The following is a 26408-nucleotide window of genomic DNA, read 5'->3' on the forward strand; positions in this document are numbered from 1 at the left end:
TTTATACCAAACTTTTTAATCTAAAATCAAATTTAAGTGCATCTTCGTGGCAAACATCAACACATCTTCCACATAGTGTACAGTCCGCACCTGTTATATAGGCATTTGTTATATCTTTTTCATCTATTTGTTTTTTATACTTAGCTTTAGTTATTTCTAAGACTTGCGGTTCAAAACATACATCATGACAAACCATGCAACTATCGCAGCTGTCATTCCACTCTATTCTTAGAGCAGAAACCTTACCGATATATCCATAAGTAGTTCCAATAGGACAAATGTATGTACACCAAGCACGACGAGAGAAGAAAACTTCCATTAAAAATACTACAAGAACCCAAATAAGTGCTAAACTCCAACCATAAGCCATCATTCTGCTCAAAATTCCAACAACATTTATGGTTTCAAACACAATAAATCCACTTGTAAAAGATAAAATTAAAAATATTGCCCAAAAAATATGTCTAACCCGATTGTCAAATTTTCTACTTTTAATGATTTTTTTATTTACTAAAGTATTGTGCCATTTTTCACCAATTTCACTAAGTATGCCATAAGGACAAACCCAAGAACAGTAACTTCTACCACCAACTAAAAGATAAACAATTACAATAGTTGTTGTTCCAATGATGATATTTATAGGCATATGAAAAGTTGCTAAAAATACTTCCATTGTCATATATGGGTCAATCATGTGAAAACCTAAGAACCTAGAACCACTAAGTGTTCCCTCAAGAATTTGTAAATCGATAAAAAATGATAAGAAAAACAGAAGATGAATACCAATAACAAGAATCCATCTTTTCATTCTGTAACTGAATTTTGATTTTCCATCTTTAGTTACATCAAAAAATGTAGACCAAAAAGAGGTATTTTTTATAGTTTCTTTATTATTATACTTATCCATTTTTTACTTCTTTAGCTCTTTGGCTCTTGCTGGAAATTCCCCGATTTCTTTTGCTAATATTCTTAAATCTTCATCTTGTAGTCTGATAAGAAGGCCTTTCATTATAATATTTTGTTTTCTTCCAGCTTTAAAATCTGATAAATCTTTATAAAGTTTTTCTTCACTTTGTCCAAAAAGTTTAGGTCCCATCATAGCTTTACCGTTTTGAAAACCTGAGCCATTTACCCCATGACAAGCAGAACATCTACTTTTATACTCTCTACTAACTTTAAATCCACCCACATTTCCAGCCTTATCTCTAAGAGCACTTAATGCGTCATTTTCTTTTTCTCTATTAGATTTTTCTTCTACTTTAGTAAAACCATTATCTATATCTCCAAAATCTTTAATAACTTTAGCATGATTTCCACCATGATAAACAGGGTCATCCATAGCAGTAAACACAGCCAGTGCAACGATGATAAGTGTTAAAAATCCTACAATTATATTTTTCATAATTTACTTCCCGCTATTTAGTTGTTTATTGAACTCATATATTTCATTTGCAATTTGACGAATCTCTTTTTCATCCATCATTTTTACCAAATCACTCATTAAAATATTTTTATCTTTATCTGTTTTAAATTCTATAATTTTTTTGTATATATATTCACTACTTTTGCCAAGAAGTGAAGGTCCAACTACACCATTGGCATAGTCACTATGACAAGCAGAACATTTAACTCTAAAGTTTAAACTTAGGTTGCTTTTCACTTTAGATGCTTGTACACTTTGATAAGGACTTCTAATGTTCATATTTGCTTCAACGCTAGTTCTTGGTTTAACACGCACAGATGCATCTTTGTTTGCTGGTTGTGCATTTTCATCATAAGCACTTTTGATATTATAATCATAGTAGTATGATTTATTTATAGATTTATCTACTTCTTTTTCTTCAACTTTTATAGCGTGCGCATTTTCATTTTTAACAACTTCAATTTTAGAAGTTTTAACAACATTTGATGAACTATTTTTGCTTTTGCTCTCATCACTATCACTACAACCTGAAATCATAAGTAATGTTGATAGACTAACTGCATATATTAAAGTGTTTATTTTATTGTTTTTCATTATTTTTCCTAAGTTCTTTTTTCGTAGTATTGTTCATATGTAACTCTTGGTTTTACAACAATTGAAGGTATGGTTGTTGGACATACTTCTTGACAAACTCCACAACCTATACAACCGTCATAAATTTCTGGGCGTTTTCCATTTCCATCGTTAATCATAGAAATAGCATTCATTGGATTTGGAATGGGGCACATATCTGCACAAAGTGTACACTGTTTCCCTTCAAACTCATCAAACTTTTCAATCATTTTTTCTTCATACTCTGTTAGATTATTTACAGAGTTATGAAACTTATGCATTTTATTATTATAGCCAGATGGAATAGGGGTGTTTGTCATTGCTATACAGGTATCTGGAAACTCTAAAACAGCTATGCCCATATGTATATCTTCTGCTTTTTCACAATCATGGTTTAACGCTCCAGTTGGACAAGCTAGAACACATGGAACAGCTTCACAAGCATAACAACCTCTAACATTAGCATCTATAAATGGAGTCCCAACACCATGACCTTTACCAAAGTCCGCTAGTTCTATGGAATGGTAAGGACATACTTGAAGACATTGACCACATTTAATACAAAGTGCTAAAAATTCTTTTTCACTTACAGCTCCAGGAGGTCGAAGTCTATTTTCTGCTTGAAGTGGATAAGGAGAAAACAACATCCCCCCACCTAAAACAAGCCCCAATACTCCGAGCGTAGAATATTTAACAAACTTTCTTCTGTCTGTTTGTAGTTTTGCCATATCTATCCTTTTCTCAATAGTTTTATTGTAAATTTACCAATGGTTTTTCATCTTCAAACAAAAAGATTGGTTTTGTAAATGGAGCTAATTTTGCTAAAAAATTTAATAAAGATATAACAGGACTTCCATAAAAAAATTTTACATTAGGATTATAGACCCAAAGTTGGTCTGCATATTGATATACTCTATGAGGAGTATCTCCTATATTATCTCCATCTCTGTCAAATCCAGCATAGTTGTCCCAATAATTCTCTGATATATCATTTTTATCAGTCTTCGCACCTCTGCTATCATTTACAACATCTTCAATATTTCCTAAAATAACATTATTTTAAGAATATTATTTTCACTTAATGAATGAAAATGTATAGCTTCTGCATTGTATAAAAACTTGTTTCCAATTAACCAGTTTTTCGCATCTGGTTCAAAAGGTGATCTGTCTATGTAGATGCCTTGCGCACAGTAAATAATACTGTTGTCTTTTAGAGTAAAGTTTGAAACATCTTTTAAGCCTATGCCCATTCCTGTTGCACCAAGTGAACTTCTAACAGTATTTCCAGTTGCAATAGTGTCTTTTGAATACATAAAAAATATACCAACACTATTAAATTTATAATGATTATTTTTTACTATATTTTTTCCAGCGTGCATAAAATGTAGAGAGTATCTTCCATGTTCACCACTATTGTCAACTATTTCATTTCCATGAGAATACCAAACGACCATATCTCTAGATTTCACTAAAGAGTTGTTTTTTATAATATTATCATTTGAATACCAAAGCCTTAGCCCATCTCCACGAAGCCCTAAATCCAAATCTTTTGAAGTTATTTTATTATTTGAAATGATGGAGTTACTTACCATTTGCATATCTATACCAAAAAGACAATCATCAATAACACAATTACTTATTTCACAATGTTTTCCTTCTGCTATAGATATTGCAGAATCCAAATTTTCATGTCTATCGCCACTATTAGTGATTCTTAAGTTTTTGATAGTCACATAAGAACTTTTAATGGTAATTACAGTGCCTTTTCCTTCAGCATCTATAACCACACCGTCTTCTTTTCCTATAATTGTTAAAGGTTTTGTAATACTTATATTTCCTTTGTATATGCCAGCTGGAAGTCTTAAGATAGAACCTTCAGGAGCATTGTCTATTGCATCTTGGAGTATATTAGCATCTAAGAAGCTAGAAAAAATAAAATAAAAAAGACAAAGAATTTAAGCATTTAATTTATAGTCGCATCTCTTTGAATGCTTTTTGTTTTGCAAAGAATGCTAACAAACTAAGAAATCCAATAGCAACAATCATATAAAAACCAATAGATGGATATGAATGAGTTACAAACTGAGCGATTTTTCCATCGCCAAAAACAGTTGGCATAAAAGGTTTTATCTTAAATGCTCCCCAATCATGTAAGTTATGACCAAACCAATATAGCCAATATGAATAATCAGCCATAAAAAGTATAGGTAAAGAGGCTGGTATTAACATAAAATAATTTAAAAATCCTATTGTTAAAAGCAATAAAATATATCATACCCAAAGATAGTGAAAGTAATGCATAGATGCCAATTTCTCTTTCAAAAGTACCACCAACCCACATAGGGTCCATACCAACATAGTGATTAATTGTGTTCATTTCATGAACTTCTCCACTATATCCGTCAAAGTGAAAATATACAGGAATGCCTTCAGGAAAAGCTTCTTTCGGATAGTTAGGTGCTTCTAATGATACTGCCCATATAGGTAGAGATGCTGGACCAATTTCTGATGAAGAGTTTATCATTTCTTTTAAATTGTTATGAGCTTCTTGTGGTGTGGAAACACTTTTGTATCTTCCATTACTATAAACATTCCAAACTTTAGCACTAAAAGAAGATATTTTATCATTCTCTTGTTTATCAATTTGAGTTAAAACACCATTGAAAGCTAACATTGGAAAAGTGAAAGAGAAAGTTAAAATAAGTAGAGCTAAAGTAGCAAAGACTCTTGCTTTTATTATACTTGGATGCATACAAAAAACCTTATAAAGATAAATTTAAATTATTATAATATTAATTATAGATAATATAGTTGATTTATATCAATTGATTAAGAAAATTATACTAAAAACTTATAAATGTTGGGTTAACGAGAGGTAGTAAAGAGCTGAAAAGCTCTTTACTGTTTAAGAAAAAAGATACTTATTTTTTAAAATAAGTTTGCATTTACATCTATCCATTTAAGGTATTCGATGATATCTTTAGTTTCTTTTTTATTCATATGTTGATTAGGCATTTTTAGATTATATACATCTATCATTGCTTTAACATATGGATCGTGCATCATTTTTTCTGGATTCATAATAAAATTACTTACCCATTTTTCGCCATTTTCATGTCTTAAAAGTACACCTGTAAGGTCTGGACCTGAAGATACTTTACCAATAACATGACAACCTGAACATCCGCCTTCGTCAAATGCTCTTTCGCCTCTAAGAGCTGAGTTGCTTTTTTTAGTAGCTATTAAACTAACTAGTGTATCTTTTGCTCTGATTCCAACATCTGCTGTTTTAACCATTAGTTGCCAAATCATATTTTCAAAAAGGATAGCTTTTTCAATATTACCTTTTTTGTATTCAGCATCAGCTAGTTTTTTCTGTGCTGGGATTTGTCCATATTGGTCAAATGCATCAGTTACAAGGTCAGCAACAACTTTATGCTCACCAAATTTGTTTTCTTTTAAGAAAGCAACAACTGATTGGATTACAGCGTCAGTAGCATCATTAACTGCAATAGTTTTTTTGTATTCAGCTTTTAACTCAGCAGTAGTCATAGTTTTCATTTTAAGTTTTTTAGCAGAAACATATGTTTTCTTAGGGTCTTTAACCATTAGGTAACCCATCATTTCTAAGTGAAGCGCAGAACAAAATTCTGTACAATAGTAAGGAAATACTCCCTCAATATCAGCGACAAACTTAATAGTTGCAGTTTCACCTGGCTCTAATGACATGTGTACATCAAAGTGGTCAACTGTAAAACCATGAGTTTCATCTTGAGCACGTTCAAGGTTTGTAAGGTGCATAATTACTGTATCACCTTTGTTAACTGTAATTCTTTCTGGATTGATGTGAGATCTAACCATAGTTCCATAAACAGTTACTACATTACCTTTTCTTACAATTTTTTCTTGACCAGCAAGAGTTTTTCCTTTATGAATCTTACCAGTTTTAGAGTTTGTACCCATTGGGTATCTTACAAGAGGATGTAACTTTTCAACTCTAATAGCTACCGCTTGGTGAGGTTCACCTAAAGGGATTGGCATATCATAAAGTAAATCCATTGTTTTACCACTAATATCAATTAACTGATGATTTTGTGGGTGTAGAGGACCAACATTTTGGAATCTATCAATCGCAAGTTTATTAAGAGAGATAATATACTTACCTTGTGGGTCAGCAGATTTTCCTTCCATACCACAAAGGTGTCCAACATTATAATGAACATTTTCTTTGTCAAGAACTTTTAGAGTTAAATAGTTCCATTTAACAATTTGTGAATCAACATAAAGAGAGGTATAAATCTCACCTTTTACATTTGAATATTGATTATGTAAAGGCCCAAGTCCTAATTCTATTTGACCATGTAGAGATGATTTCATATCTAAGATAGGAATACCATACGGGTCTTTACCAACATATTTTTTGTTTTTGATAAGTTTTTTGATCTTACTCCATTTAAAAACAGAAGCGTGAGTGTCTAACTTACCACAAACTGTGATATATTCACCATCAGGAGAAACATCAACACCGTGAGGTGATTTAGGTTCTGGAATTAAGAATAGAGCATTATTCGCAACAGCAACACTCATAGGAATAATTTTCATTCCATTAACTTTTTTATAGTTTTTCTTGTTTTTAGCAAGTTTTGCTAATTTTTTCCAGTTATAAACATGTAAGAAGTCAGTATCATATCTACTCATACCAGCTTCATTTGGTGGCATACCAACTTCGATTCCACCAGTATACATTTCAGTGTTAAATGAGTTTGTAAAACCCCAACCATGACTAACACCTTTACCAGCGTCACTTAAATCTTGCATATATGGAGGCATTTCAATAGTGAATGAGTCTTTAGGAATAATTCTACCCTTTTTATGGTTGAATTTCCACATTGTCACACCACCACGGTATGATTCTTTATACTCTTCTATTGGGTGATAGCTATTATCAAATGGAGCAGCATATTGTGCAGCTTCAATAATATACTCACTATTTTGAGTAAAGAAAGCACCACCGTGAGCTGATTTAAATACTGGATTAACAGTAATTTGTTTAGTTTCAAAATCTTCTAAATCAATAATAGCGATACGAGGGTTGGCTTTATCATTTATAGCTAACCATCTACCATCATATTTACCATCTATTTCAGATAGTGCAGGGTGATGAGTATCTCCCCAATTTATTTCACGACCACGAATATTACCTTCTCTTAACACTTTTAATGAATCTTCATCAAATCCATAACCTTGCCAAGGTTCAGGTGTAAATACAGCGATGTATTTTAATATTTTCATAGATGGAACACCGTAAACTATTATTTGTCCACTTTGTCCACCAGAACTAAATACTAAAAACTCATCTCTTCCACCAGTAGGTAGATAAGTTTTAGCAGCTCGGATAACATCGTTTTCCGTTAAGCCTCTAGCCTTCATAACTTTTTGTAGTTCACCACCACCAGCAGATGCAACTGTTGCAGCTAATGCAGTTCCTACAAGAAGTGAAGTAAGCTTATTAAAAGTTTTGCTCATAATTCTTCTCCTTAAAATTCTTTTGAATATAAAAATACACCCAAATGATATGTAATATTATTACATTCAAGAAGTAGATAATTTGACTAAGGTCAAAATATAAGATTAATTTTGTTTTTTAAGTTTATGATGAGAAATTAAATTATCTAAATTAATTTTTAGATTTTCTAATTTTTGTGTTGAAGTAGTTAATTCTTCTAAAGATTGGATAATTATATCTTCTTTCTTTGTCAGTTCTTTGTCTATTGAATCACTATTGTCCATTGCATAAAGTAAGGTGAGTATATCTTCAATATTATTTTCTACAAGTTCTAACGATTCATAAGAATTTTTAATAGAGTCACTTGAATAATTAAGTGAACTATTTACTTTATCTACTAAAAAATTAAAGTTATCAGATGCCTCAGTTAGCTCTTGAGAACTATTCTTAATTTTAATAGGTTTAAGCTCTTTGATACTGGAATTGTTAATAATATTTTTTGAAGTTTTTCTAAACTGTTGAATAAACTCCATAGTACTTTGAAGTTGAGTAAAAAGATATAAAAGTAAAAACACTAAAAAAGCAAAAAGTGTATATTGCAAGTTTTTATAATTATTTATAGTTTTATTAAAATATAAATTATGTATATGTATTAATTCATTGAATTTTATTACTAAATTTATATTTACTTTATATAGGTCATTTACACACTTTTCAAGTAATATACTAGAATATGGGGTAATTATTTTAGAATTATTTCTAAAATGTTGCACTTCAAGGTAAAATTGATTCCATAAAAGAACAATCTCTTCACTTTTATTTTTGATTGTTAAGGAATCAATCTCTTTTAATACTTCATTTTTGTTATGAAGGTTATTTAAAAATTTATTTATAGAGTCATCTAATTGTTTTATTGATATTTGATTGTTGTTCTTTTTATTTTTGTAAATATAAAAAATATTTTTTGATATTTCCTGAGTAAAGGCTTTTTGATTGTTTATAACATCTAGAAGATTATTATTGATTTTATTTTCATGATAGATGTAATTTGATATAAATGTTAAAGCGATTGAAGATAAAAATATAAAAACTCCTACTATTTTAATCTTAGTCATTTCCTATCTCCTTAAGTTCATCTTTATTTAGTATATTTACTTTGCCTTGTATTATATCGATAATATTATTTCTCTTTAGTCTATTTAAAACACGAGATAGCGTTGCAGGTTGAATATGTAATATTAGTGAAATATCATGTCGTTTTAGCTTATTGAACATTTCTAAGTCAGATTCAAGCATTTGTGCAACTTTTTGTACTGCATCAAAAATAAATTCACGATTAACTAAAGAGTCTAATTTTTGTGACTTGATAGCAACCTCTTGTAGTAGTTCTAGGCATAAAAGGTTTTTTTGTAAAAAAAGATTTTTAAATTGATTGTACTCAATACTTAGTATTGTAGAATTTTCAACAAGTTCGATATTTGAATAAGCAGTTATATCTTTGTTATTTATATCAGTTATATCAGAAAGAAGAGATTTCTCATAAATATAATATAAAAATATTTCATTTGAATGTTTATCTATTTTATATGCTTTTGCAAGACCCTCTACTAAAAAGAGTAAGGAACTGCTTTTTTGTTTTTCATAATGAAGTATATAATTGGCATTTAATGACTGGATAGTAGAAATCGAGCATAATAAGTCAATATCTTTTTCATTAAGAGTTTTAAAAAATTCTAAAGAGTTTAGAGTATTTTTAAGTGACACAAGAATCCTACTTTTTACTTTTTATACAATCTTTTTGAGAAATTTCAAACTTAAATAATTGTGCAGATGTTTTTGCACTTATATAAATATAAGAGGTATTTATTCCAGCTTCTAAAAATTTACTTGATGATTGACATATGCCTATTGTTATAGCTTTTTTCATTCGGCTATGATCTTCTTTTCTGATAGTTTCATCACTTTTTGAGCCAGTCTTAATTTCAAATTTATAAACAAGAGTTGAATTGTTTGCTTTTATAGATACTAATGTTGTATATTTATCAACAACTTGTGGAAGAGTTGAAGAGATTTCTTCTGCAACTAATTTAGCTATTTTTTTGTTTTGTGATTTCATTTCTTTATCTGGAAAAGTACCTGTTCTTGTTGGTATATCAGATGCCAAAGTTAAAATAAAGATTGAGACTAGGCTTAGAAGTATTTTTTTCATTTATTGACTCTTTTTTAATGTATTATACACAAGTAAAGTTGATAAGTATTTAAATTGTTAGTATTTTAGCATAGGAGTGAGACCAAAAAGGTCTCAAAGAGATTTAGTCTTGTTGCTGTCGCATATAAGATGGAATATCTAGATAGTTATCATCAAAATTCCCACCAACAACTATTTTTGGACGAAGAATAGCTCTTGGTGCTGGAGTTTCTCCAACAAAGTCAGGGTCATTTGTTCCAGTGTTTAAGTCTTTTTCAAAACCTGTTGCTACTATGGTGATTTTTACATAGTTTGGTTCTATTGTTTCATCAGTTGAAGTTCCAAAAAGAACTTCTGCATCTTCATGTGCACTTTCATGTACAACATTCATAGCATCTGAAATTTCCATAAGTGGAAATTCAGGATGCATTTTAAAGTGAACTAAAACACCCATAGCACCATTTATAGTCATATTGTCAAGTAAAGGAGATTCTATCGCTGCTTTTATAGCTTCATAAGCAGCATTTTCACCTTCAAATTCGCCAACACCCATAAGCGCCATACCTTTATGACTCATTACTGTTTGTAAATCTGCGAAGTCAAGATTGATATCATTTTCTCCACTTGATAAAATAACACCAGATGTGCCACTCACAGCTTGGGCTAAAACACTATCTACAATTTTAAAGCTATCTTTTAGTCCAAGTCGTCTATCAATAATAGAAAGTAGTTTATCATTTGGAATAACAACTATAGAATCACTTTCTTTTTTTAACTCATCAAGTCCAGCTTCAGCAATCTTAAGACGTTTTTTTTCCTTCAAAACCAAAAGGTTTAGTAACTATTGAGATAGTTAGAGCACCAATTTCTTTTGCTATTTTGGCAACAATAGGAGCAGCCCCCGTTCCAGTTCCTCCACCAAGTCCAGCAGAGATGAAAACTATGTCAGCACCTTCAAGGGCACTTCTAATTTCATCATAATTTTCTAATGCTGAGTCTTTACCAATATTTGGCTTCATCCCAGCTCCAAGACCTTTGGTAAGTTTTGTTCCGATTTGAATTTTAGAAGCACTTTCTGCTTCTTGTAATACTTGTGCATCAGTATTTATCATAATCATCTCAATGCCAGTAACACCTTCTTTAATCATGTGCCCAATCATATTTCCGCCACCGCCACCAACGCCAACAGCAATAATTCTTGCACCGTTTAAATTTTTTGCTTCTTGTATATTAAATGGTTCCATTATCTCACTCCTTTAAAATAACTGGGTAGCCCAGTTCCAAAACTTAGCTAAAGCTCCAGCTTCATCACTTTTTTTCTCTTTTTTAGATGGTAGAGTAACCATTTTATCTATTTTCTCATCTTCTGAAGGAGCAACAGGAATCTCTGGCTCTTCTGAGAAGTTTATACTACTTTGTGCCATTGGTGTTTCGTTTGAATGTCGAACACGCTTATTTACATCTATCTCATAAGGAGTAAATGAGTTTGAACTATACATGATGAGTCCAACTGCACTTGAATACTCAGCACTTCTTAGACTATCAAAAAGTCCGTCCATTTCTATGGGACGAGCAAGACGAACAGGTACTGAGCCAAAAGTAGCTATGGCTAAATCTCTGATTCCTTCCATTTTTGAAAATCCACCAGTTAGTACAATACCAGCACCAAGTTGATCTTTAAGACCACTATTTTCAATAAACTGAGCTAAAATCATAAGAGTTTCTTCAACTCTTGCATAAACAACATTATGTACTACTTCAAGAGATACTTCATGAGAAGTTGTTTCATCACCGATAATTGGAAGCTCTATAAGTTCATTGCTTGGTGTTAAAAGTGAGCCATAACTTAGTTTTACACTGTCTGCAATATTTAGTGGAGTATGAAGGGCCATTGATAAGTCACTTGTCACATGGTTTGAGCCAACTCCTAAGAAGTCATTATATCTTATGGAATTACCAGAATGAATAGTAATATTACTTGTGTTTCCACCCATATCTATAACAGCTACTCCTAACTCTTTTTCATCTGTATTTAGAGTTGCGATAGAAGAAGCATAACCATTCAAGACGATATTTTCTACTTCTACGCCAGCTCCACGAACAGCTTTTTTGAAATTGCTAAGATTTGATTTTTGAGTGGTAATAATGTGAGTTTCTACTTCAAGTCTAGATGCGTTCATTCCTAATGGGTCTTCTATATAGTCTTGATCATCTACTTTGAAGTTAAAAGGTAAAGCATGAAGAACATCATACTCATTTGGTATATTAGCGTTATACAAAGAAGTTTGCATAACTCTTTCTATTTCTTTAAAACTTATTTCTTTGTTTTGAATATTGACTATTCCATTTGAATTTAAACTTTTTGTGTATGCTCCAGAGATGGAAACGATAGCAGTTTTTACATCACTTCCAGAAACTCTTTTAGCATCTAAAAGAGCGACTTTTATAGATTTAGAAGCTAACTCAATGTTAGTGATACTTCCTTTCTTTAAGCCTTGTGCTTTAGAAATTCCTGCACCTGTTATAGCTATGGAACCATCGTCAGCTATTTCGGCGATGATTGCACATATCTTTGTAGAGCCAATATCTATGGCTAAAACAGTTCTACTCAACTTAGAGTCCTTCTATAAATATCTCTGTTTTGTACTTGTTTTGTAGGTTTTTAATTAAACCTTCATTAAACAAAGCACTCTTTAATCTAACAATAGAATTGTTTGGATTAGTGTTAGTATTACTAAGCAGTTTTTGTTCCAAAATATTATATAAAACTACATTTCCATCTTTTAATGTAACAAAACCTCTTTTTTCTTTCGATGAGAATAAAGAGATAAGAAATTCATTTGCTTGTGCTGTTTTTAGTTGTGTTAATTTTATAGCATCTGAGTTAGTTATAAAGTCCGTTGTAGTCCCCTTAAATGTAGCAATAGAGCTTTTTGCTAACTCTATTAGTTTAACTCTTTTTTGCTCATTTATATAAATAGATAAGATGTCTTTTTTCGCTTCTTCGAATGACTTGATTTTTGAAGGATTTACTTTAATTAATTTGAATGTAAAATATTCATCATTAACTATAACAGGTTTTAAATATGGAGAAGAAAGAGATAGTTTAGTGATTTTATCAAATGCCTCTAAACCAAAAGTATTATTAGATGCTGAGATAGTAGTACTTAATACTTCTACATCATCTCTAAGTTTGTCTTTTTTGTAAGCTATATATCCTCTTAGTGCAGCATCTTTTGTTGCTTTGTCATTTAACTCTATGATAACAGAAGCTCTTGCCCCCTCGAGTGGAAGAAGTTTTGAATCAACATCTTTAAAATGAGTTTTATTTGCGTTGTAATGCTCAAGTATTTTACCCTCTTCGTACTTGCTTGATATGCGTTTTTGTTTTATATACGCAACTTCATATTCAACTTCACTCATAAAATTTTGTTGACTAGTTTCCCAATATGGTTTAAGTGCAGCATCTGAAGTGTCAATCTTTAGTTGTTTGTCATTTAAAACTTTATAGTCAATCTTATCGGCAATACTAACGATAGTATCTATTATTATTTCTTCATTTTTACTAACGCCAACAGGAAGTAGTTTGAGTGTTTTTTGTATTAGTAACTCTTTTCTTACATCTGTTTCGTATTCTTTAATGTTTCTATTGTTTCTTAGAAGAACTTCTTTATAGATTTCTTTGTTAAAAACTCCATCTTTATAAAAGAAGTCTTGACTTTTTATCTCGGCAAGTACCTCAGCATCACTGATTTCTAAGTCGTAAGATAAAGCGAGGTTTAAAACAAGTGCTTGATTTAGTAGCTGTTTTAGTGCTTGTTTTTGTAAACCAAAACTTTTTGCTTTTTCTTCATCAAAATTACCTTGAAACATCTTGTTATATTGAGAATATAAATCTGAGTAAGTTTTTTGTAGTTCTCCCATTGTTATAGTTACATTACCAACTTTTGCTACTGAACCTGCTTTATCTCCATAGCTGTATTGTCCCCAGCCCACAAAACCTGCGCCAACGAAAGCGATAGTTGAAATCCAGATAGTAATTATGAGATATTTTTTATGTCTTTGCATCCATTGAATCATTTAATATTACCTTATATGCGTTATTTTCGTAATTTTAGGTAAATTCGCATTAAAACTTGATAAAATCTCGATATGAAAAATGAAGAACTTAAAAATAGGGATTTAAAAGTCCTTTGGCATCCATGTACCCAGATGAAAGACCATGAAACATTACCTCTTATTCCTATAAAAAAAGCTCATGGCGTTTGGCTTGAAGATTTTGAGGGAAATAAGTTTATAGATGCTGTTAGTAGCTGGTGGGTAAATATATTTGGACATACAAACAAATATATAAATGAGAAAATAAAAGAGCAGTTAGACACATTAGAACATGTGATATTAGCAGGTTTTACACATAAGGGTGTTGTTGAGTTGTCTGAGCGTTTAGTAAAACTAACACCAGAAGGACTTGAGAAATGTTTTTACTCAGATAATGGCTCAAGTGCGGTAGAAGTTGCTTTAAAGATGAGTTATCATGCGCATCTAAATGATGGCATCGATGGTAAAAATATTTTCGTTTCACTAACAAACTCTTATCACGGTGAAACTATCGGAGCACTTAGTGTTGGTGATGTTGAGTTATACAAACAAACTTATGAGCCACTTTTGTTAAAAACAATACAAACGCCTGTTCCTTCTGACATGAGTATAGAGTCTGCAAAAATAGCTGCCCAAAAATTTGAAGAGTTATGTAAAAAAAGATCAGATGAGCTAAGTGCAATAATCTTAGAACCTTTAGTTCAAGGGGCAGGGTATATGCATATGTATCATGAGGAGTTCTTAGTCTTAGTTCGCCAAATTTGTGATAAATACAATGTGCATTTAATCGCTGATGAAGTAATGGTTGGTTTTGGGAGAACAGGAGAACTTTTTGCTTGTCAAAAAGCAAACATAACACCTGATTTTATAGTTCTCTCAAAAGGTTTAACGGGAGGTTATTTACCTCTTTCAGTCGTACTAACAACAAATGAAATTTATGCAAAATTTTACTGTGACTATGATGAACATAAAGCATTCTTACATTCTCACTCATACACAGGCAACGCACTTGCTTGTGCTGCCGCAAACGCAACATTAGACATTTTTGAAAATGAAAATATTATAGAAAAAAATAAAATTACTTCAAAATATATAGGTAAAAAATTAGAAAATTTTTAGAGTTACAAAATGTTGCATCTGTAAGACAAACAGGTATGATTTGTGCGATTGAGCTAAAAGGTTATGATTCATCACAGCGTATAGGTTTAAAGGTTTACCAGTATGCTCTTAAACATGAAGTTTTACTTAGACCACTTGGACATGTTATATACTTTATGCCACCTTATGTTATAACAAACAAAGAGATAGATAAAGTAATGGAAGTTGCTTATGAGGCTATCAAAACCTTATAAAGAAGGGTTTATGATTTTTAATATATCATCGGAGAGTATAACTCCTTGACCCTCGTGTAAGATATGATTTTTATTTGTAAATATTATCATGGTTGGTAGTTGATATACATTGTAAGCTTCAGCAATCTCTGGTAAGTCATCTGTATTTACTAAGATTATTGAAATGTTTAACTCTTCTTCATCGACTTGTTCAAGCTCAGTGTCAAGCGCCATACAAGCATCACAAAAATCAGAACCAAACTTTAAAATAACTATGTTGTTCTTTTGAAACTCGGCATCTAGTGTATCTTGAAAACTATTCTCATCTACTTCAAATATTGCCATTTATACCTTCCTTATTTTAATCAAAATTATAATCACTTCTAGAACTGTCAAGTAGTAAAAGTCTACAACTTTTTTCTAGTATTGCTAACTGTTTTGCCATCTCATGTAAATCTCGGTTAAATGAGTAAACTCCATAACCGCGAATAACCATGATATTTATTTTTTTTGTTTGAAAATAGTAAGCGATTTCACTTTGAGCTCTCTCATACCAATCTTCAAACTGTTTAGGGTCTATTATTTCTATGGAGCCTAACTCTTTAAATCCAAAGTAATCCTTAGGCGTTATAATATTGTGTTCTAGAGAGTAAGCAGTTGTAAATGGAGGCATACTAAAGGAAACAAACTTAGCATCTGAGATTTGAGAGTAGATGCTAAAGTGAATACTTGAGTCAATACTTGCTCTATTCCATCTATAATCTTTTTTAAAATAAAGCTCAATCAAGGAGTTGTCATCTAAAGCATCAAAGATGGCTTCTTTAGTGTTAATAATAAAACGGTTTGACTCTGTTTTAGCAGAAATAGAACCATGATAGATGCCAAAAAAATCTTTTCTAAACATAGATAATGCCAATATCGATAAGTTACTTTTTAAGTGCCCTCTATTCATGTTTCAACCTTTATACTATTTAAACCAACTTTTCATTTTATCGATGGCAGAGTCTAAAACACCTTCATGAGGTTTTGATTCTATGCCAAAAGAGTCTTGAAGTTTTGTCAAAAGTTCTTTTTGTTCATCATTTAGTTTTTTAGGATAAGTTATGTTTACTTGAGCGATTAAGTTTCCTTTACCGTGTCCGTGAACATCTTCTATACCTTCATTTCTAAAAGTGAAATGTTGCTTGTCTTTTGTACCAACATCTAGTTTTAACGCTAACTCTCCTCTTAAAGATGGAATAGTTAAAGTTTCTCCAGCAACTGCTTGAGTGAAAAATACAGGTATAGCTATATAAACATCATTTCCTTCTCTTTGAAAGTGTTTATCAGGTTTTACCCCAAAGGTAACATATAAGTCCCCTCTTGAAGCGCGTTTACCAATATTTCCTTTGCCAGATACTCTTAAGCGATTACCCTCATCGATACCTTGGGGAATTTTTATAGTTACAGATTCTCTTGTTTCTTCATAACCATTCCCATGACAACTTGTACAAGCATCTGAAGGAGCATTTCCAGCACCATTACAAACTGGACAAGTTTGAGAAAAAGTCATAAAACCTTGTTTTATAAAAACCTGACCTTGACCTTTACACTGTTTACAAGTTGAAAGTTTTGCGTTTTTAGCACCTGTACCCTTACATGGTTTACAAGCTTTTTTATATGTAAATTCTACTTCTTTTTCACAGCCAAAAATAGCCTCATTAAAAGTTAAGTACATCTCTACTTCTAAATCTAGTTGATATTTTTCCATATCCTCTGGGTTTTGACGGCGACTTCTGCCTCCACCACCACCAAAACCATTAAACATATCTTCAAACATAGAGCCTAAATCATCAAAACCACCAGATGAACGACGACCTCCGCCACCCATGCCTTGAAGTCCTTCTTTACCGTAACGGTCATAGATGCTTTTTTGTTTTTCATCACTTAAGCATTGATAGGCTTCATTACATAGTTTAAACTTATGTTCAGCATCTTCATTACCTTGATTTTTATCAGGGTGATACATCTTAGCCATTTTTCTATACGCTTTTTTAATAGTTGTTTTATCAGCACTTTGTGTTACTTCTAATATCTCATAATAGCTTAGTTCTTGCATACTATATTAATATCCTACAAATAAATTTTTGCAATTATATCGTTTTAAATTTAATATGAGTATAAGTGTTCTGCATAAGCTCTTTTCCTAGAATGAATTCGAGGCTGAGAGAATAAAAAAACTCAATTTTTTTGAATACTTAATAACGGCTGTTTTGAGAAATACGAAGCCGCGCTTTGGTTTCTTATTTCTCTCCAAAATTTTGTTAGGTTTGTGCTACCTAATAAGTACTAAATCGCAAACATCTATCTCTGTATAACTATTTCTTGACACATGCCATTTTGAATCAAGTCGTAAAACAAATGTTCCTTCTCCAAATGGCTCATACTTAATTAATTTAACTTTTTCATCTCTATATTTCTTTTTCAATGGATTTAAAGGTTCAACTTTGTATATTTCATTTATAATGATTTCTACACTTCTGTTATATTTACTATACTTACAATTTACCAAATTATATCCTTAATTTATTACAATATTTTATTGTTTTTATTTCTTGTTTCTTATTTTTCTCATAAGCATTATTCTTTCTTTAAGCTCATTGTATGAATAGCATCCTATATCTAATCCATTATCACAAAGAGTTCCAAACATTTCAAATGCTCTTTTTCCATCTTTTTTCACTCCTCTTCCCTCTAAGTACATCATTGCTAAATTATGACAGGCTACCATATCTTCACCATCACAAGCTTTGCTATATAACTGTATTGCTTTTTGTAAATTTAGCCTTTTACCTAAACCCTCATCGTAGCAGTATCCTGCTATTCGACAAGCATCCATATTGTTATCATCACAAGCTTTCTCATATAATTGTATTGCTTTATGAAAATCTCCATTCTCATAGGCACTATTTGCTCTATTGTAATCGTTATAATAAAATTTAAAAAGTATTGTTCCAATAATTAAGATTACTACACCAATAAATATTTTATTCACATTTCAACCTTTGATTTTTTTTATTGTATTTTTCATAATTTTTAGTGAAAATACAACTATTTATTTAAAGAACAGTATAGCACAAAGAACTATTAATTTTAATATTCAAGGAACACTTAAAAGATACCATAAAATTGAAAATATAGCTAATTTCATGACAAATCATCTTTTACATTTATTTTATGTCTTTATATGCTGAAACTAGTTGTTTTGATTTAAAAGTATGATTCCGACGGTGTAAAATATTGTGAGAATATAAAGTAATTTATTAGTTTAATTAAAAAGTATATATCATTTTGATAAAATGACTTATATTTTAAATAGTGGAGATTAAAATGCAAACATTAACAGTAAATATACAAAATGATACTTTAGTTGAAAAAGTTGTTTGGTTATTGGAACATTTCAAAAATGATGGATTAGAAATTACTTCAAGAGAAGATATTGAAGATTTAAAGCTTTTAAAATCTACAAAAAAAGAAGAAACTGTATCTTTTGAAAATTATTTAAAAAATGAAGATTGAAATTAGAAAAAGTGCTATAAAAGATTTAAAGCATATTTCCCAGCCTTTTAAAGATAATATACATAATAAAATTTTAGAGTTAAAAGATTTTCCAAATATACAAAATATTAAAAAATTAACAAATTTTGAACCAGCATACAGATTAAGAGTTGGAAATTATAGAGTTTTATTTGATGTATTAGATGATATTATAACAATTGGTAGAGTTTTACATAGACAAAATAGTTATTGATTTGTACTTATTTTAAATTTAATATGAGTATAATTCTTTTTATGAAAAATACATTGATGCTATTTGTTATAATTATACTTTTTTTAGGGTGTGCGAAAGAAGAAAAATCAATATTTTCAAGCAGTAGCTTTGAAGAACTTCCAAGATGGCAAGATGAAAATCATAAAAAAGCTCTTAACTCATTTATAAACAGTTGTAAAAGTAAAAAAACTCAAAAACTCTACTCGCATCTATGTCAAAAAGCAACTTTAAGTCAAAATCCAAAAACTTTTTTTGAAACAGAATTTGATGTTTTTAAAATCCAAAGTCTAGATGCCAACAAAAAAGGACTTTTGACAGGTTATTATGAACCTACTATTAGAGGCTCTTTTATAAAAAAAGAACCATATATTTACCCACTTTATAATGAACCAAATGATTTGATAAGTGTTGATTTAACTAGCATCTATGCAGATTTAAAAAATTATAGACTTCGAGGAAGAGTTGTAGGTAATAAATTAGTTCCATATTACACAAGAGAACAAATTGAAAACCAAGAGATAGATGCTAAAGTTATTTGTTATACAGACTCAAAGATAGACCTTTTCTTTTTAGAAGTTCAAGGTTCTGGAATGGTAAGTTTTGAAAATGAAGAAAGTATTTTTGTAGGTTTTGCAAATCAAAATGGACATAAATATAGTTCTATTGGTAAATATTTGGTAGAAAAGGGTGAGATAGAGCAACAACTTATATCTTTACAAAGTATTAAAAAGTGGTTTAAAAAAAATCCTAGTAGAATTGATGAAGTTTTAAACTATAACAAATCAGTAGTCTTTTTTAAAGAAAAAAAGCACTCTGCATCTGGTTCCCTTGGTCTGGTTTTAACACCAGAGCGTTCTGTTGCAGTAGATAAAAATATCATAAAATTAGGAAGCATATTGTTCTTAGATGCTATGATAGATGGAAAGAAGGTAGATAAAATAGTGATGGCAGAAGATACAGGTGGGGCAATAAAAGGCGAAGTAAGAGTAGATATGTTTTTTGGTTCTTCAAAGAGAGCTAGTAGAGTTGCTGGAGAATTAAAATCAGATTTAAAATTATGGATATTACTACCAAAGGAAGATAATTGAGAGGTTCATTAGATAAGTTTAACCGTTTAGTAGATGCTCTGCAAGAACTTCCAACAATAGGAAAAAAGTCTGCAACAAGATTAGCATATCATATGGCAATAAATGATACCTTTGTTGGTATGAAAATATCTCAAGCAATAGAGGATGCATTAGGAAGTTTGAGAAAATGTAGAGTATGTGGTGGAATGAGTGAAGATGAACTTTGCTCGATTTGTAGTGATGAAAGGCGGGACCAAACTCTACTATGTATAATAGAAAATGCAAAAGATGTACTTTTACTAGAAGAAAATGGTCTATTTGATGGTAAATATTTTGTACTAGATTCTCTAGAAGAGATAACTGTTTCACATCTTGTGAAAATGGTAGAAAATGGAGTTAAAGAAGTTGTTTTTGCTATTACTCCATCTATCTCAAACGATGCTGTGATTTTATATATAGAAGAAAAACTAAATTCTTTTGATATAAATTTTTCAAGAATTGCACAAGGTGTTCCAACTGGAGTAAGTTTAGAAAATGTCGATATACTATCTCTTACAAGAGCATTAGAAGATAGAGTAAAGGTTTAAAGTGCGATATATATATTTATTTTTTATTTTTTTTACTAGCATCTATGCTTTAGAAAATATACAAACGAAAGAGATAGAAGATAAAGATGCTAAAAATAGTATGAAAACATGGATAGATGGTGGTTTTGGTTTAAAGCCATATAGAACTAACTATCTCTTACCCTTTGGTTATAGAACAAATGGTACATATGATAATTATTCTCCTACGGGTGATTATAAAAAAATGGAAGCAGAGCTACAAATTAGTTTGAAATTGAATGTTGGAAGTGGACTTTTTGGATTAGATGAAAAATATTATTTATCTTATACTCACAAAGCCTTTTGGCAAATATATATGGAATCTTCTCCTTTTAGAGAAACAACATATAATCCAGAAGCTTTTGTAGTTTTTTCCCGTTAAAGATAAAGATTCTTTTTTAAATATGAAGTCTATAAAAGTAGCCTTGGCTCATCGCTCAAATGGACAAGGAACAAATGAAGGTAAAGTTATAGTAACAAATCAAAACTATAACACAGGAAATCAATCTAGGAGTATGAATACCTTTTATACAGAATTTTCATTTCAACACGATACTTTAGTTACTGAATTTAAAATTTGGATACCATTTTATGAAACAATACATGGAACTGATAACCCTGATATAATGGAGTATATTGGATATACCTCATTGAAATTCAACTATTTTTTACAAAAACATATGTTTACTTTAATGGGAAGAGGGAATATAGAAACAGGAAATGGTGCAGTTGAAGCCACTTACTCTTATCCACTCATAAAAGATACCTATTTTTATACAAAAGCCTTTACAGGATATGGTGAGAGTTTGATTGATTACAATAACTATGTAACAAAATTTTCTATTGGATTTAGTTTTTCAAGATAAGAGGTAGTTACTATTTTTTAGAATTATGAGGTTCGTTTCTTTTTTTTCGTTTGTTTTGAAGTCGTTCACGAAAGTTCTTTAGCCTATCTATTTCGGCAGTGTTCATTTTAACATCAGCATTACCTATGATTTCACCATGTTTTATATCTAGCATGTCTGATTTACTCATGGCTAAAATTTGAGATGGAAAAACGCTTCTGTGTCCTGTCATAAAAAAGCTTATAACAACTGATATGGCGGCATAATGTGCAACTTCAATCCCAAAAAGTTCCATAGCCATAATGGTCGCGGCAATTGGTGCATTTGTAGTTCCAGCAAGAACACTAACAAAACCAATGGCTGCGAAAAATGTTATATGGTCACCCATAAGTGTACCAAATAAATTACCGCTTGTTGCTCCTATATAAAAGATTGGTGTAACTATTCCACCACTTCCTCCAGAACCTAGAGTAATAGCAGTAAAAATTGTTTTTAAAATAAAAGCGTACCAAGGTATATTTGCGTTAAGAGTAGCATCTGGTCGTAGGGCTTGATCAATCGTTTCAATACCTAATCCAAAATACTCATCTCCAAAAACAAATGATAATCCAACAAGAAAAAGACCACCACCAAATGCTTTTATATAAACATTTAAAGGTATTTTAGTGATAGCTCTTTCTATTCGTTTTAAAAAAGTTATCGTTATATCAGAAATCAAACCAAAAAATAATCCAGCAAGAATAACTTTAAGAATAAGCGGTAGATTTAAAGTAACTGTTTGATGAAAATTTATATCAAAATAAGTGTAGTCAATACCAAGGTATTGAGCAGTTGAAAAGGCTGCAAAACCTGCAATGAAAGATGGAAGAAGAACATCATAACGAATTAGTCCAACTATTAAAACTTCAACTCCAAATATTGCACCTGCTATTGGTGTTCCAAATACAGAAGCAAAACCTGCCCCAATTCCACAAATAACAAGTTTTTTTCTATCTTCTTTTGAAAAGTGAAATAGGTCAGAAATAAAAGAAGCCATACCCGCACCAATTTGCGCACCTGGACCTTCCTTCCCAACAGAACCCCCAGTAAATATGGTTACAACAGTTGTTAGAAGCTTTATGGGAATAACGGCAATTTCAATTTTCCCACTTTTTTTATGTACTGCTTCTATAACTTTTTCAGTACCATGACCTTGCGCATCTGGAGCAAATGTTTTTACTAACCAAACAGTTGTAACTAAACCAAAGGGAAGAAGATAGTAGTGTGGAAAACCAACTACATGTTGATTGTTTTCAGAGAATTGCAAAATATTTAAAAAGAGGGTAACTGTTGCTCCAATAATTATACCAATAAAAGAGGAGAGAAGCAGCCATTTAGCGACACTAAAAAAAATAGTTGTTTGTTCAATTGTATGTTTTTTCATCTGTAAATATATTGTACTCTTATTTATTATTAATTACTACAGATTAAAGCTCTTTTGCATAAAAAATTTTATTTTTTTGAGTTTTAGTTCTTTATTTACAAACAATTCGTTTGCTAAAACACCTTGACCCAAAAGCATATCTGCTCCATCTTTGTAGGTTATAGCCTTTTCATTCGCTTGTTTTAGGAATGGTGTTAGGTTACCATAGATAGCATCTGCTACAAACAAAGTATTGTCTAAAATATCATCAATCATATCTTTTGGAGCTGGTAATTCATCATCTTTTAGTCCAGCACTTGTTGTATTTACTACTAGGTCATACTTTTCTAACTCAAAATTATCCCAAGTATAGCATCTATGTGCAATATCTTTAAAATATTCTAATCTTGAAGCACTTCTGTTTAAAACACTAACTTTTATATTGTTTTGAATAAGTCTAGATGCTAATGCTTTTGCAGTTCCGCCTGCGCCAATAACAAGAACATTATTAATCTTTCCAAACTCTTCAATTGCAAACATAAATCCATCTGCATCTGTGTTATAACCGATGAGTTTACCATTTTCATTTATGAGTGTATTTACAACACCAACTTTTTTCGCAAAACCTCTAACTTCATCACAAGCTTTAAAAGCTGCTTCTTTATGTGGAACTGTGACATTTGCACCAGATAGTTTTAAGTTGAAAAAGGTTTCTCTTAATTTTGTTCCATCTAGTAGATGCACACGAGTATAGCAAGCTTTATAGTTTAAGCCTTTAAAAACACTATTGTGCATAAGTGGAGAACGAGAATGTGATACGGGATTACCAAAGATAGCAAATAGTTTTTTCATATAATTTTTTTTAATCTTTGTCTAGGTCTTCTAGGGAATGAATGAGAGCACCGAGCTTATTTTTAACTTCTAAATATTCTAACTCATTTTGACTATCTGCAACAATACCAGCTCCAGCTTGAAGAATTACTTTATCTTCTTTTACCATCGCTGTTCGTATAGTTATTGCACTGTCCATATTTCCATCAAAACCAAAATAACCGATGCTTCCACTGTAAAAACCTCTTTTAAGACCTTCATATTGAGCTATTAATTCCATCGCTCTAATCTTTGGTGCTCCAGTCATTGTTCCTGCTGTAAAAGTTGCCATAAACAAATCAAACATATCTTTGCCTTCTTCAAGCTCGGCGGTAACATCTGAAACTATATGCATAACATGAGAAAATCGTTCAATATGCATCATATCTTGAACTTTTACACTTCCAGTTTTTGCAACACGACTTACATCATTTCTACCTAAATCTATGAGCATTAGATGCTCTGCTAACTCTTTTGGATCTGCTAGAAGTTCATCTTCCATCTCTTTATCTTCAAGTTTTGTAGCACCTCTTTTTCTAGTTCCTGCGATAGGGCGAAGAAGAAGTTCTCCATTTGTTAGTCTAACCATGACTTCTGGTGAACTTCCTACTATATTGAACTCATCGTATTCTAGTAAAAACATATATGGAGAGGGATTTTTTGTTCTTAGAATTCTGTAAAAACTAAAAGGGTCAACTTTTATGTTTCTTGTAAAACGGTTAGTCATTAAAATCTGAAAAACATCACCACTTCTAATCATCTTTTTAGAATCATCTATCATTTTGAAAAATTTATCTTTTGAGTGAGCAAATGTTCCTTTGTCATTTCCGATATTGTTTTTCATATGTACATATTCATAATTAGTTTTAAGTGATTTTTCTATGAACTCAAATTTATCATTCATCTCTTTTTCTATACTAACAAGAGTGATTTGATGGTTTTTATGTGAATAAACGAGTATAATTTTTGGAAGCATTAAATCTAAGTCTGGTGTATTTAACTCATCTTTTAAGTTCTCCATTGTAGAACTAAGTTTTGGCTCAAATACTTTAACCATGTCATAACCAATATATCCTATAAATCCATCAACGAAGCCAATATTTAACTTTGCTGTTGCCTCTTTATATATAGTAGCATCAATTTTTTTATAATACTCTTTTAAAAAGCTAAAAGGGTTTTGTGGTTTTATATGTTTTTTACCAGTTGCATCTGTATAGATTGTTTGGTTATTTATGTATTGAAGTCGTTCTCTTGCACCTATGCAGATAAAACTATAGTTTCCATCACTTTGACCAGCACTTTCAAAAAGATAACTTATCTCATTTTTAAAAAGCTGTTTCATTTTAGAGTAAACAGCAATAGGTGCTAATTGGTCTAGTATAAATTGTTTAGAGTATATCATTAAAGTTTAACTAAAAAAGCACCTGCTTCTATGTTACTTCTTAAAACTCTTAGGGCTGCACGAGCTTCTCTTTCTGTATAAAAAGGACCAACTAAAACTTTTGTTAAGTTTTTTACTTTATGAAACTTATATCTATAACCTTGACTTAAAATAGAGTCTAGGAATTTCTTATTTGGTTCGTATTTTGAAAATGAACCAACTTGAATAAAGTAAGCTTTAACGGTAGAAACCTCTTTTGTAGGGGCTTTTATAACTTTTTTAGGTTTTATTTTTTTAACTTCTTTTTTTACAGGTGCTTTTGTTTTCACTTTTGCAATTTTTGTTTCTTTTAAAGATTCTTTTTTCAATCTCTTTGCTATTTCATCTAAAGAATCACTATTTTTAGACTCTTCTTCAATAATTATAACTTCTTCAAATAATGGTTCACTCTCTTGTTCAGGAGTTACTTTTGTTTGCTGAACAGGAAGAGGGATAGGTTGAGGAAGGTTTTCTTTAGCATCTGGGGTTAAAGTGCTCATTAACATAACAACTATGATAAGAATTACACCAAGTGTAGCTACAGCCAAAACAATTTTTTTGTTTCCTCCGCTAGAGCCACCTCTATTTAAAATAATATCATTTAATTCATTTTTTTCATTCATAATTTTCATTTCCCAAAATTTTATTTACTTTATCATATCAAAAAATATGTTTATATATGCTTTACATGTGTTTTGACCAAGAAGCACCACGCTCTTTGGCATAAACTTCATATGGTAAGGTTAAAATATTATACTCATCAGGCATATCAGCATTTGGGAACATTCTCCACTGTTTTGGTTGTTTTGCAGATAGTTTCATACTAATCATTTTCCCAAGTTGTATAGCTTCTTGCAGAGTTGTATGACCTTTATGAATATAAACATGAAGATGACCATCTGTCTTTGTTGAATAAGCTGTGAAATTTATATAGCCTTCTTCACGAAGAAGAAGCTGAGTTTTATGATAAAATCGTTCAGGATCTCTACCATTATAATCAATCACAATATTTTCAACTTTTGTATGTTTGTTTACAATAGAATGGGCAATCGTAATATCACCTTTTAGGTGTTGGTTGATTAATGACTGCGTTAAAGGTGCATTTATTTTTTCAAATTTATTGTAAAAAGTACGACCTTTAAATGTAAGCTTTTCAACTACTGTATCTCTTTTTATCCAGTAGTGATCATTTACCATTTTAATAAGTTTTAAATCCATCGCAGTCATTGT

General features: G+C 30.9%; 27 protein-coding genes and 3 pseudogenes. 7 read left to right on the forward strand and 23 right to left on the reverse strand.

Going from position 1 to position 26408, the window contains the following annotated elements; all coding sequences use genetic code 11:
* Position 1: 1 nt before the first annotated feature.
* The 13 genes and pseudogenes from MOV50_RS11290 to MOV50_RS11350 form a co-directional block, all read right to left on the reverse strand.
* Positions 2 to 907: a NapH/MauN family ferredoxin-type protein gene (locus MOV50_RS11290; protein ID WP_321778005.1), complete on the reverse strand. Its 906-nt coding sequence runs from the start codon at positions 905 to 907 to the stop codon at positions 2 to 4.
* A 3-nt stretch (positions 908 to 910) separates the two neighbouring features.
* Positions 911 to 1402: a c-type cytochrome gene (locus tag MOV50_RS11295; RefSeq protein WP_321778006.1), complete on the reverse strand. Its 492-nt coding sequence runs from the start codon at positions 1400 to 1402 to the stop codon at positions 911 to 913.
* A gap of 3 nt (positions 1403 to 1405) precedes the next feature.
* Complete coding sequence (locus tag MOV50_RS11300; protein ID WP_321778007.1) at positions 1406 to 2017, reverse strand: hypothetical protein; 612 nt, start codon at positions 2015 to 2017, stop codon at positions 1406 to 1408.
* An 8-nt stretch (positions 2018 to 2025) separates the two neighbouring features.
* Positions 2026 to 2763, reverse strand: coding sequence for a 4Fe-4S dicluster domain-containing protein (locus MOV50_RS11305; RefSeq protein ID WP_321778008.1), 738 nt, complete (start codon positions 2761 to 2763; stop codon positions 2026 to 2028).
* Positions 2764 to 3078: 315 nt separating this feature from the next.
* Positions 3079 to 3990 (reverse strand): nitrous oxide reductase family maturation protein NosD, encoded by a 912-nt coding sequence (gene nosD, locus MOV50_RS11310; RefSeq protein ID WP_415846385.1) that lies wholly within the window; start codon positions 3988 to 3990, stop codon positions 3079 to 3081.
* Between the two features lie 13 nt (positions 3991 to 4003).
* Positions 4004 to 4787 (reverse strand): annotated as a pseudogene (locus tag MOV50_RS11315) (cytochrome C).
* A 176-nt stretch (positions 4788 to 4963) separates the two neighbouring features.
* Positions 4964 to 7561 (reverse strand): Sec-dependent nitrous-oxide reductase, encoded by a 2598-nt coding sequence (gene nosZ / locus MOV50_RS11320; RefSeq protein ID WP_321778009.1) that lies wholly within the window; start codon positions 7559 to 7561, stop codon positions 4964 to 4966.
* 105 nt (positions 7562 to 7666) lie between these two features.
* Positions 7667 to 8656, reverse strand: a complete 990-nt coding sequence (locus MOV50_RS11325; protein WP_321778010.1) for a hypothetical protein — start codon at positions 8654 to 8656, stop codon at positions 7667 to 7669.
* The gene (locus MOV50_RS11330; protein ID WP_321778011.1) at positions 8649 to 9305 is read right to left on the reverse strand and encodes a Crp/Fnr family transcriptional regulator; all 657 of its coding nucleotides are present in this window, start codon (positions 9303 to 9305) and stop codon (positions 8649 to 8651) included. Before MOV50_RS11330 ends, MOV50_RS11325 begins: the two co-directional genes overlap by 8 nt.
* A gap of 7 nt (positions 9306 to 9312) precedes the next feature.
* The gene (locus MOV50_RS11335) at positions 9313 to 9750 is read right to left on the reverse strand and encodes a hypothetical protein (RefSeq protein WP_321778012.1); all 438 of its coding nucleotides are present in this window, start codon (positions 9748 to 9750) and stop codon (positions 9313 to 9315) included.
* A 103-nt stretch (positions 9751 to 9853) separates the two neighbouring features.
* A pseudogene (gene ftsZ, locus MOV50_RS11340) lies at positions 9854 to 10973 on the reverse strand (cell division protein FtsZ).
* A 12-nt stretch (positions 10974 to 10985) separates the two neighbouring features.
* The gene (gene ftsA, locus MOV50_RS11345) at positions 10986 to 12341 is read right to left on the reverse strand and encodes a cell division protein FtsA (RefSeq protein ID WP_321778013.1); all 1356 of its coding nucleotides are present in this window, start codon (positions 12339 to 12341) and stop codon (positions 10986 to 10988) included.
* 1 nt (position 12342) lies between these two features.
* Complete coding sequence (locus MOV50_RS11350) at positions 12343 to 13809, reverse strand: peptidylprolyl isomerase (protein ID WP_321778014.1); 1467 nt, start codon at positions 13807 to 13809, stop codon at positions 12343 to 12345.
* Positions 13810 to 13881: 72 nt separating this feature from the next.
* Between MOV50_RS11350 and MOV50_RS11355 the strand changes: the two are divergent.
* Positions 13882 to 15179, forward strand: a pseudogene (locus MOV50_RS11355) (adenosylmethionine--8-amino-7-oxononanoate transaminase).
* Here the strand turns inward: MOV50_RS11355 and MOV50_RS11360 are convergent.
* The 5 genes from MOV50_RS11360 to MOV50_RS11380 all read right to left on the reverse strand — a co-directional run bounded on the left by MOV50_RS11360 (position 15174) and on the right by MOV50_RS11380 (position 18192).
* A complete protein-coding gene (locus MOV50_RS11360; RefSeq protein WP_321778015.1) occupies positions 15174 to 15503 on the reverse strand; it encodes a thioredoxin family protein in 330 nt (109 codons plus the stop codon). The pseudogene MOV50_RS11355 and the gene MOV50_RS11360 sit on opposite strands and share 6 nt — an antisense overlap.
* Positions 15504 to 15519: 16 nt before the next feature.
* Positions 15520 to 16110: a class II aldolase and adducin N-terminal domain-containing protein gene (locus tag MOV50_RS11365; protein WP_321778016.1), complete on the reverse strand. Its 591-nt coding sequence runs from the start codon at positions 16108 to 16110 to the stop codon at positions 15520 to 15522.
* A 15-nt stretch (positions 16111 to 16125) separates the two neighbouring features.
* Complete coding sequence (gene dnaJ, locus MOV50_RS11370; protein ID WP_321778017.1) at positions 16126 to 17256, reverse strand: molecular chaperone DnaJ; 1131 nt, start codon at positions 17254 to 17256, stop codon at positions 16126 to 16128.
* 216 nt (positions 17257 to 17472) lie between these two features.
* Complete coding sequence (locus tag MOV50_RS11375) at positions 17473 to 17709, reverse strand: hypothetical protein (RefSeq protein ID WP_321778018.1); 237 nt, start codon at positions 17707 to 17709, stop codon at positions 17473 to 17475.
* 36 nt (positions 17710 to 17745) lie between these two features.
* The gene (locus MOV50_RS11380) at positions 17746 to 18192 is read right to left on the reverse strand and encodes a tetratricopeptide repeat protein (protein ID WP_321778019.1); all 447 of its coding nucleotides are present in this window, start codon (positions 18190 to 18192) and stop codon (positions 17746 to 17748) included.
* A 335-nt stretch (positions 18193 to 18527) separates the two neighbouring features.
* On the opposite strand from MOV50_RS11380, the gene MOV50_RS11385 reads away from it, so the two are divergent.
* The 6 genes from MOV50_RS11385 to MOV50_RS11410 are packed head-to-tail and all read left to right on the forward strand — an operon-like array spanning position 18528 to position 21507.
* Positions 18528 to 18716, forward strand: a complete 189-nt coding sequence (locus MOV50_RS11385) for a hypothetical protein (protein ID WP_321778020.1) — start codon at positions 18528 to 18530, stop codon at positions 18714 to 18716.
* The gene (locus tag MOV50_RS11390) at positions 18706 to 18948 is read left to right on the forward strand and encodes a type II toxin-antitoxin system RelE/ParE family toxin (RefSeq protein ID WP_321778021.1); all 243 of its coding nucleotides are present in this window, start codon (positions 18706 to 18708) and stop codon (positions 18946 to 18948) included. The genes MOV50_RS11385 and MOV50_RS11390 overlap by 11 nt, the downstream gene beginning before the upstream one ends.
* Positions 18949 to 18989: 41 nt before the next feature.
* The gene (locus tag MOV50_RS11395) at positions 18990 to 20057 is read left to right on the forward strand and encodes a murein transglycosylase A (protein ID WP_321778022.1); all 1068 of its coding nucleotides are present in this window, start codon (positions 18990 to 18992) and stop codon (positions 20055 to 20057) included.
* A complete protein-coding gene (gene recR / locus MOV50_RS11400) occupies positions 20054 to 20623 on the forward strand; it encodes a recombination mediator RecR (RefSeq protein WP_321778023.1) in 570 nt (189 codons plus the stop codon). Before MOV50_RS11395 ends, recR begins: the two co-directional genes overlap by 4 nt.
* A gap of 1 nt (position 20624) precedes the next feature.
* Positions 20625 to 21023 carry a phospholipase A gene (locus MOV50_RS11405; protein WP_321778024.1) on the forward strand — a complete coding sequence of 133 codons (399 nt, stop codon included), beginning with the start codon at positions 20625 to 20627 and terminating at the stop codon, positions 21021 to 21023.
* A 22-nt stretch (positions 21024 to 21045) separates the two neighbouring features.
* A complete protein-coding gene (locus MOV50_RS11410; protein WP_321778025.1) occupies positions 21046 to 21507 on the forward strand; it encodes a phospholipase A in 462 nt (153 codons plus the stop codon).
* A 10-nt stretch (positions 21508 to 21517) separates the two neighbouring features.
* Here the strand turns inward: MOV50_RS11410 and MOV50_RS11415 are convergent, their stop codons facing one another.
* From MOV50_RS11415 to MOV50_RS11435, 5 genes are all read right to left on the reverse strand, one after another.
* On the reverse strand, positions 21518 to 22909 hold the full coding sequence (locus tag MOV50_RS11415; RefSeq protein WP_321778026.1) for a chloride channel protein: 1392 nt from the start codon (positions 22907 to 22909) through the stop codon (positions 21518 to 21520).
* 36 nt (positions 22910 to 22945) lie between these two features.
* Entirely contained in the window at positions 22946 to 23740 is a 795-nt protein-coding gene (locus MOV50_RS11420) for a shikimate dehydrogenase (RefSeq protein WP_321778027.1), read from the reverse strand.
* A gap of 10 nt (positions 23741 to 23750) precedes the next feature.
* Positions 23751 to 25160, reverse strand: coding sequence for an anthranilate synthase component I family protein (locus MOV50_RS11425; RefSeq protein WP_321778028.1), 1410 nt, complete (start codon positions 25158 to 25160; stop codon positions 23751 to 23753).
* Positions 25160 to 25801 (reverse strand): SPOR domain-containing protein, encoded by a 642-nt coding sequence (locus MOV50_RS11430; protein ID WP_321778029.1) that lies wholly within the window; start codon positions 25799 to 25801, stop codon positions 25160 to 25162. Before MOV50_RS11430 ends, MOV50_RS11425 begins: the two co-directional genes overlap by 1 nt.
* A 61-nt stretch (positions 25802 to 25862) precedes the next feature.
* On the reverse strand, positions 25863 to 26405 hold the full coding sequence (locus MOV50_RS11435) for a DUF1882 domain-containing protein (protein WP_321778030.1): 543 nt from the start codon (positions 26403 to 26405) through the stop codon (positions 25863 to 25865).
* Positions 26406 to 26408 lie beyond the last annotated feature (3 nt).

Source organism: Sulfurimonas sp., assembly GCF_029027585.1.
In the GTDB taxonomy this organism is placed as follows: domain Bacteria; phylum Campylobacterota; class Campylobacteria; order Campylobacterales; family Sulfurimonadaceae; genus Sulfurimonas.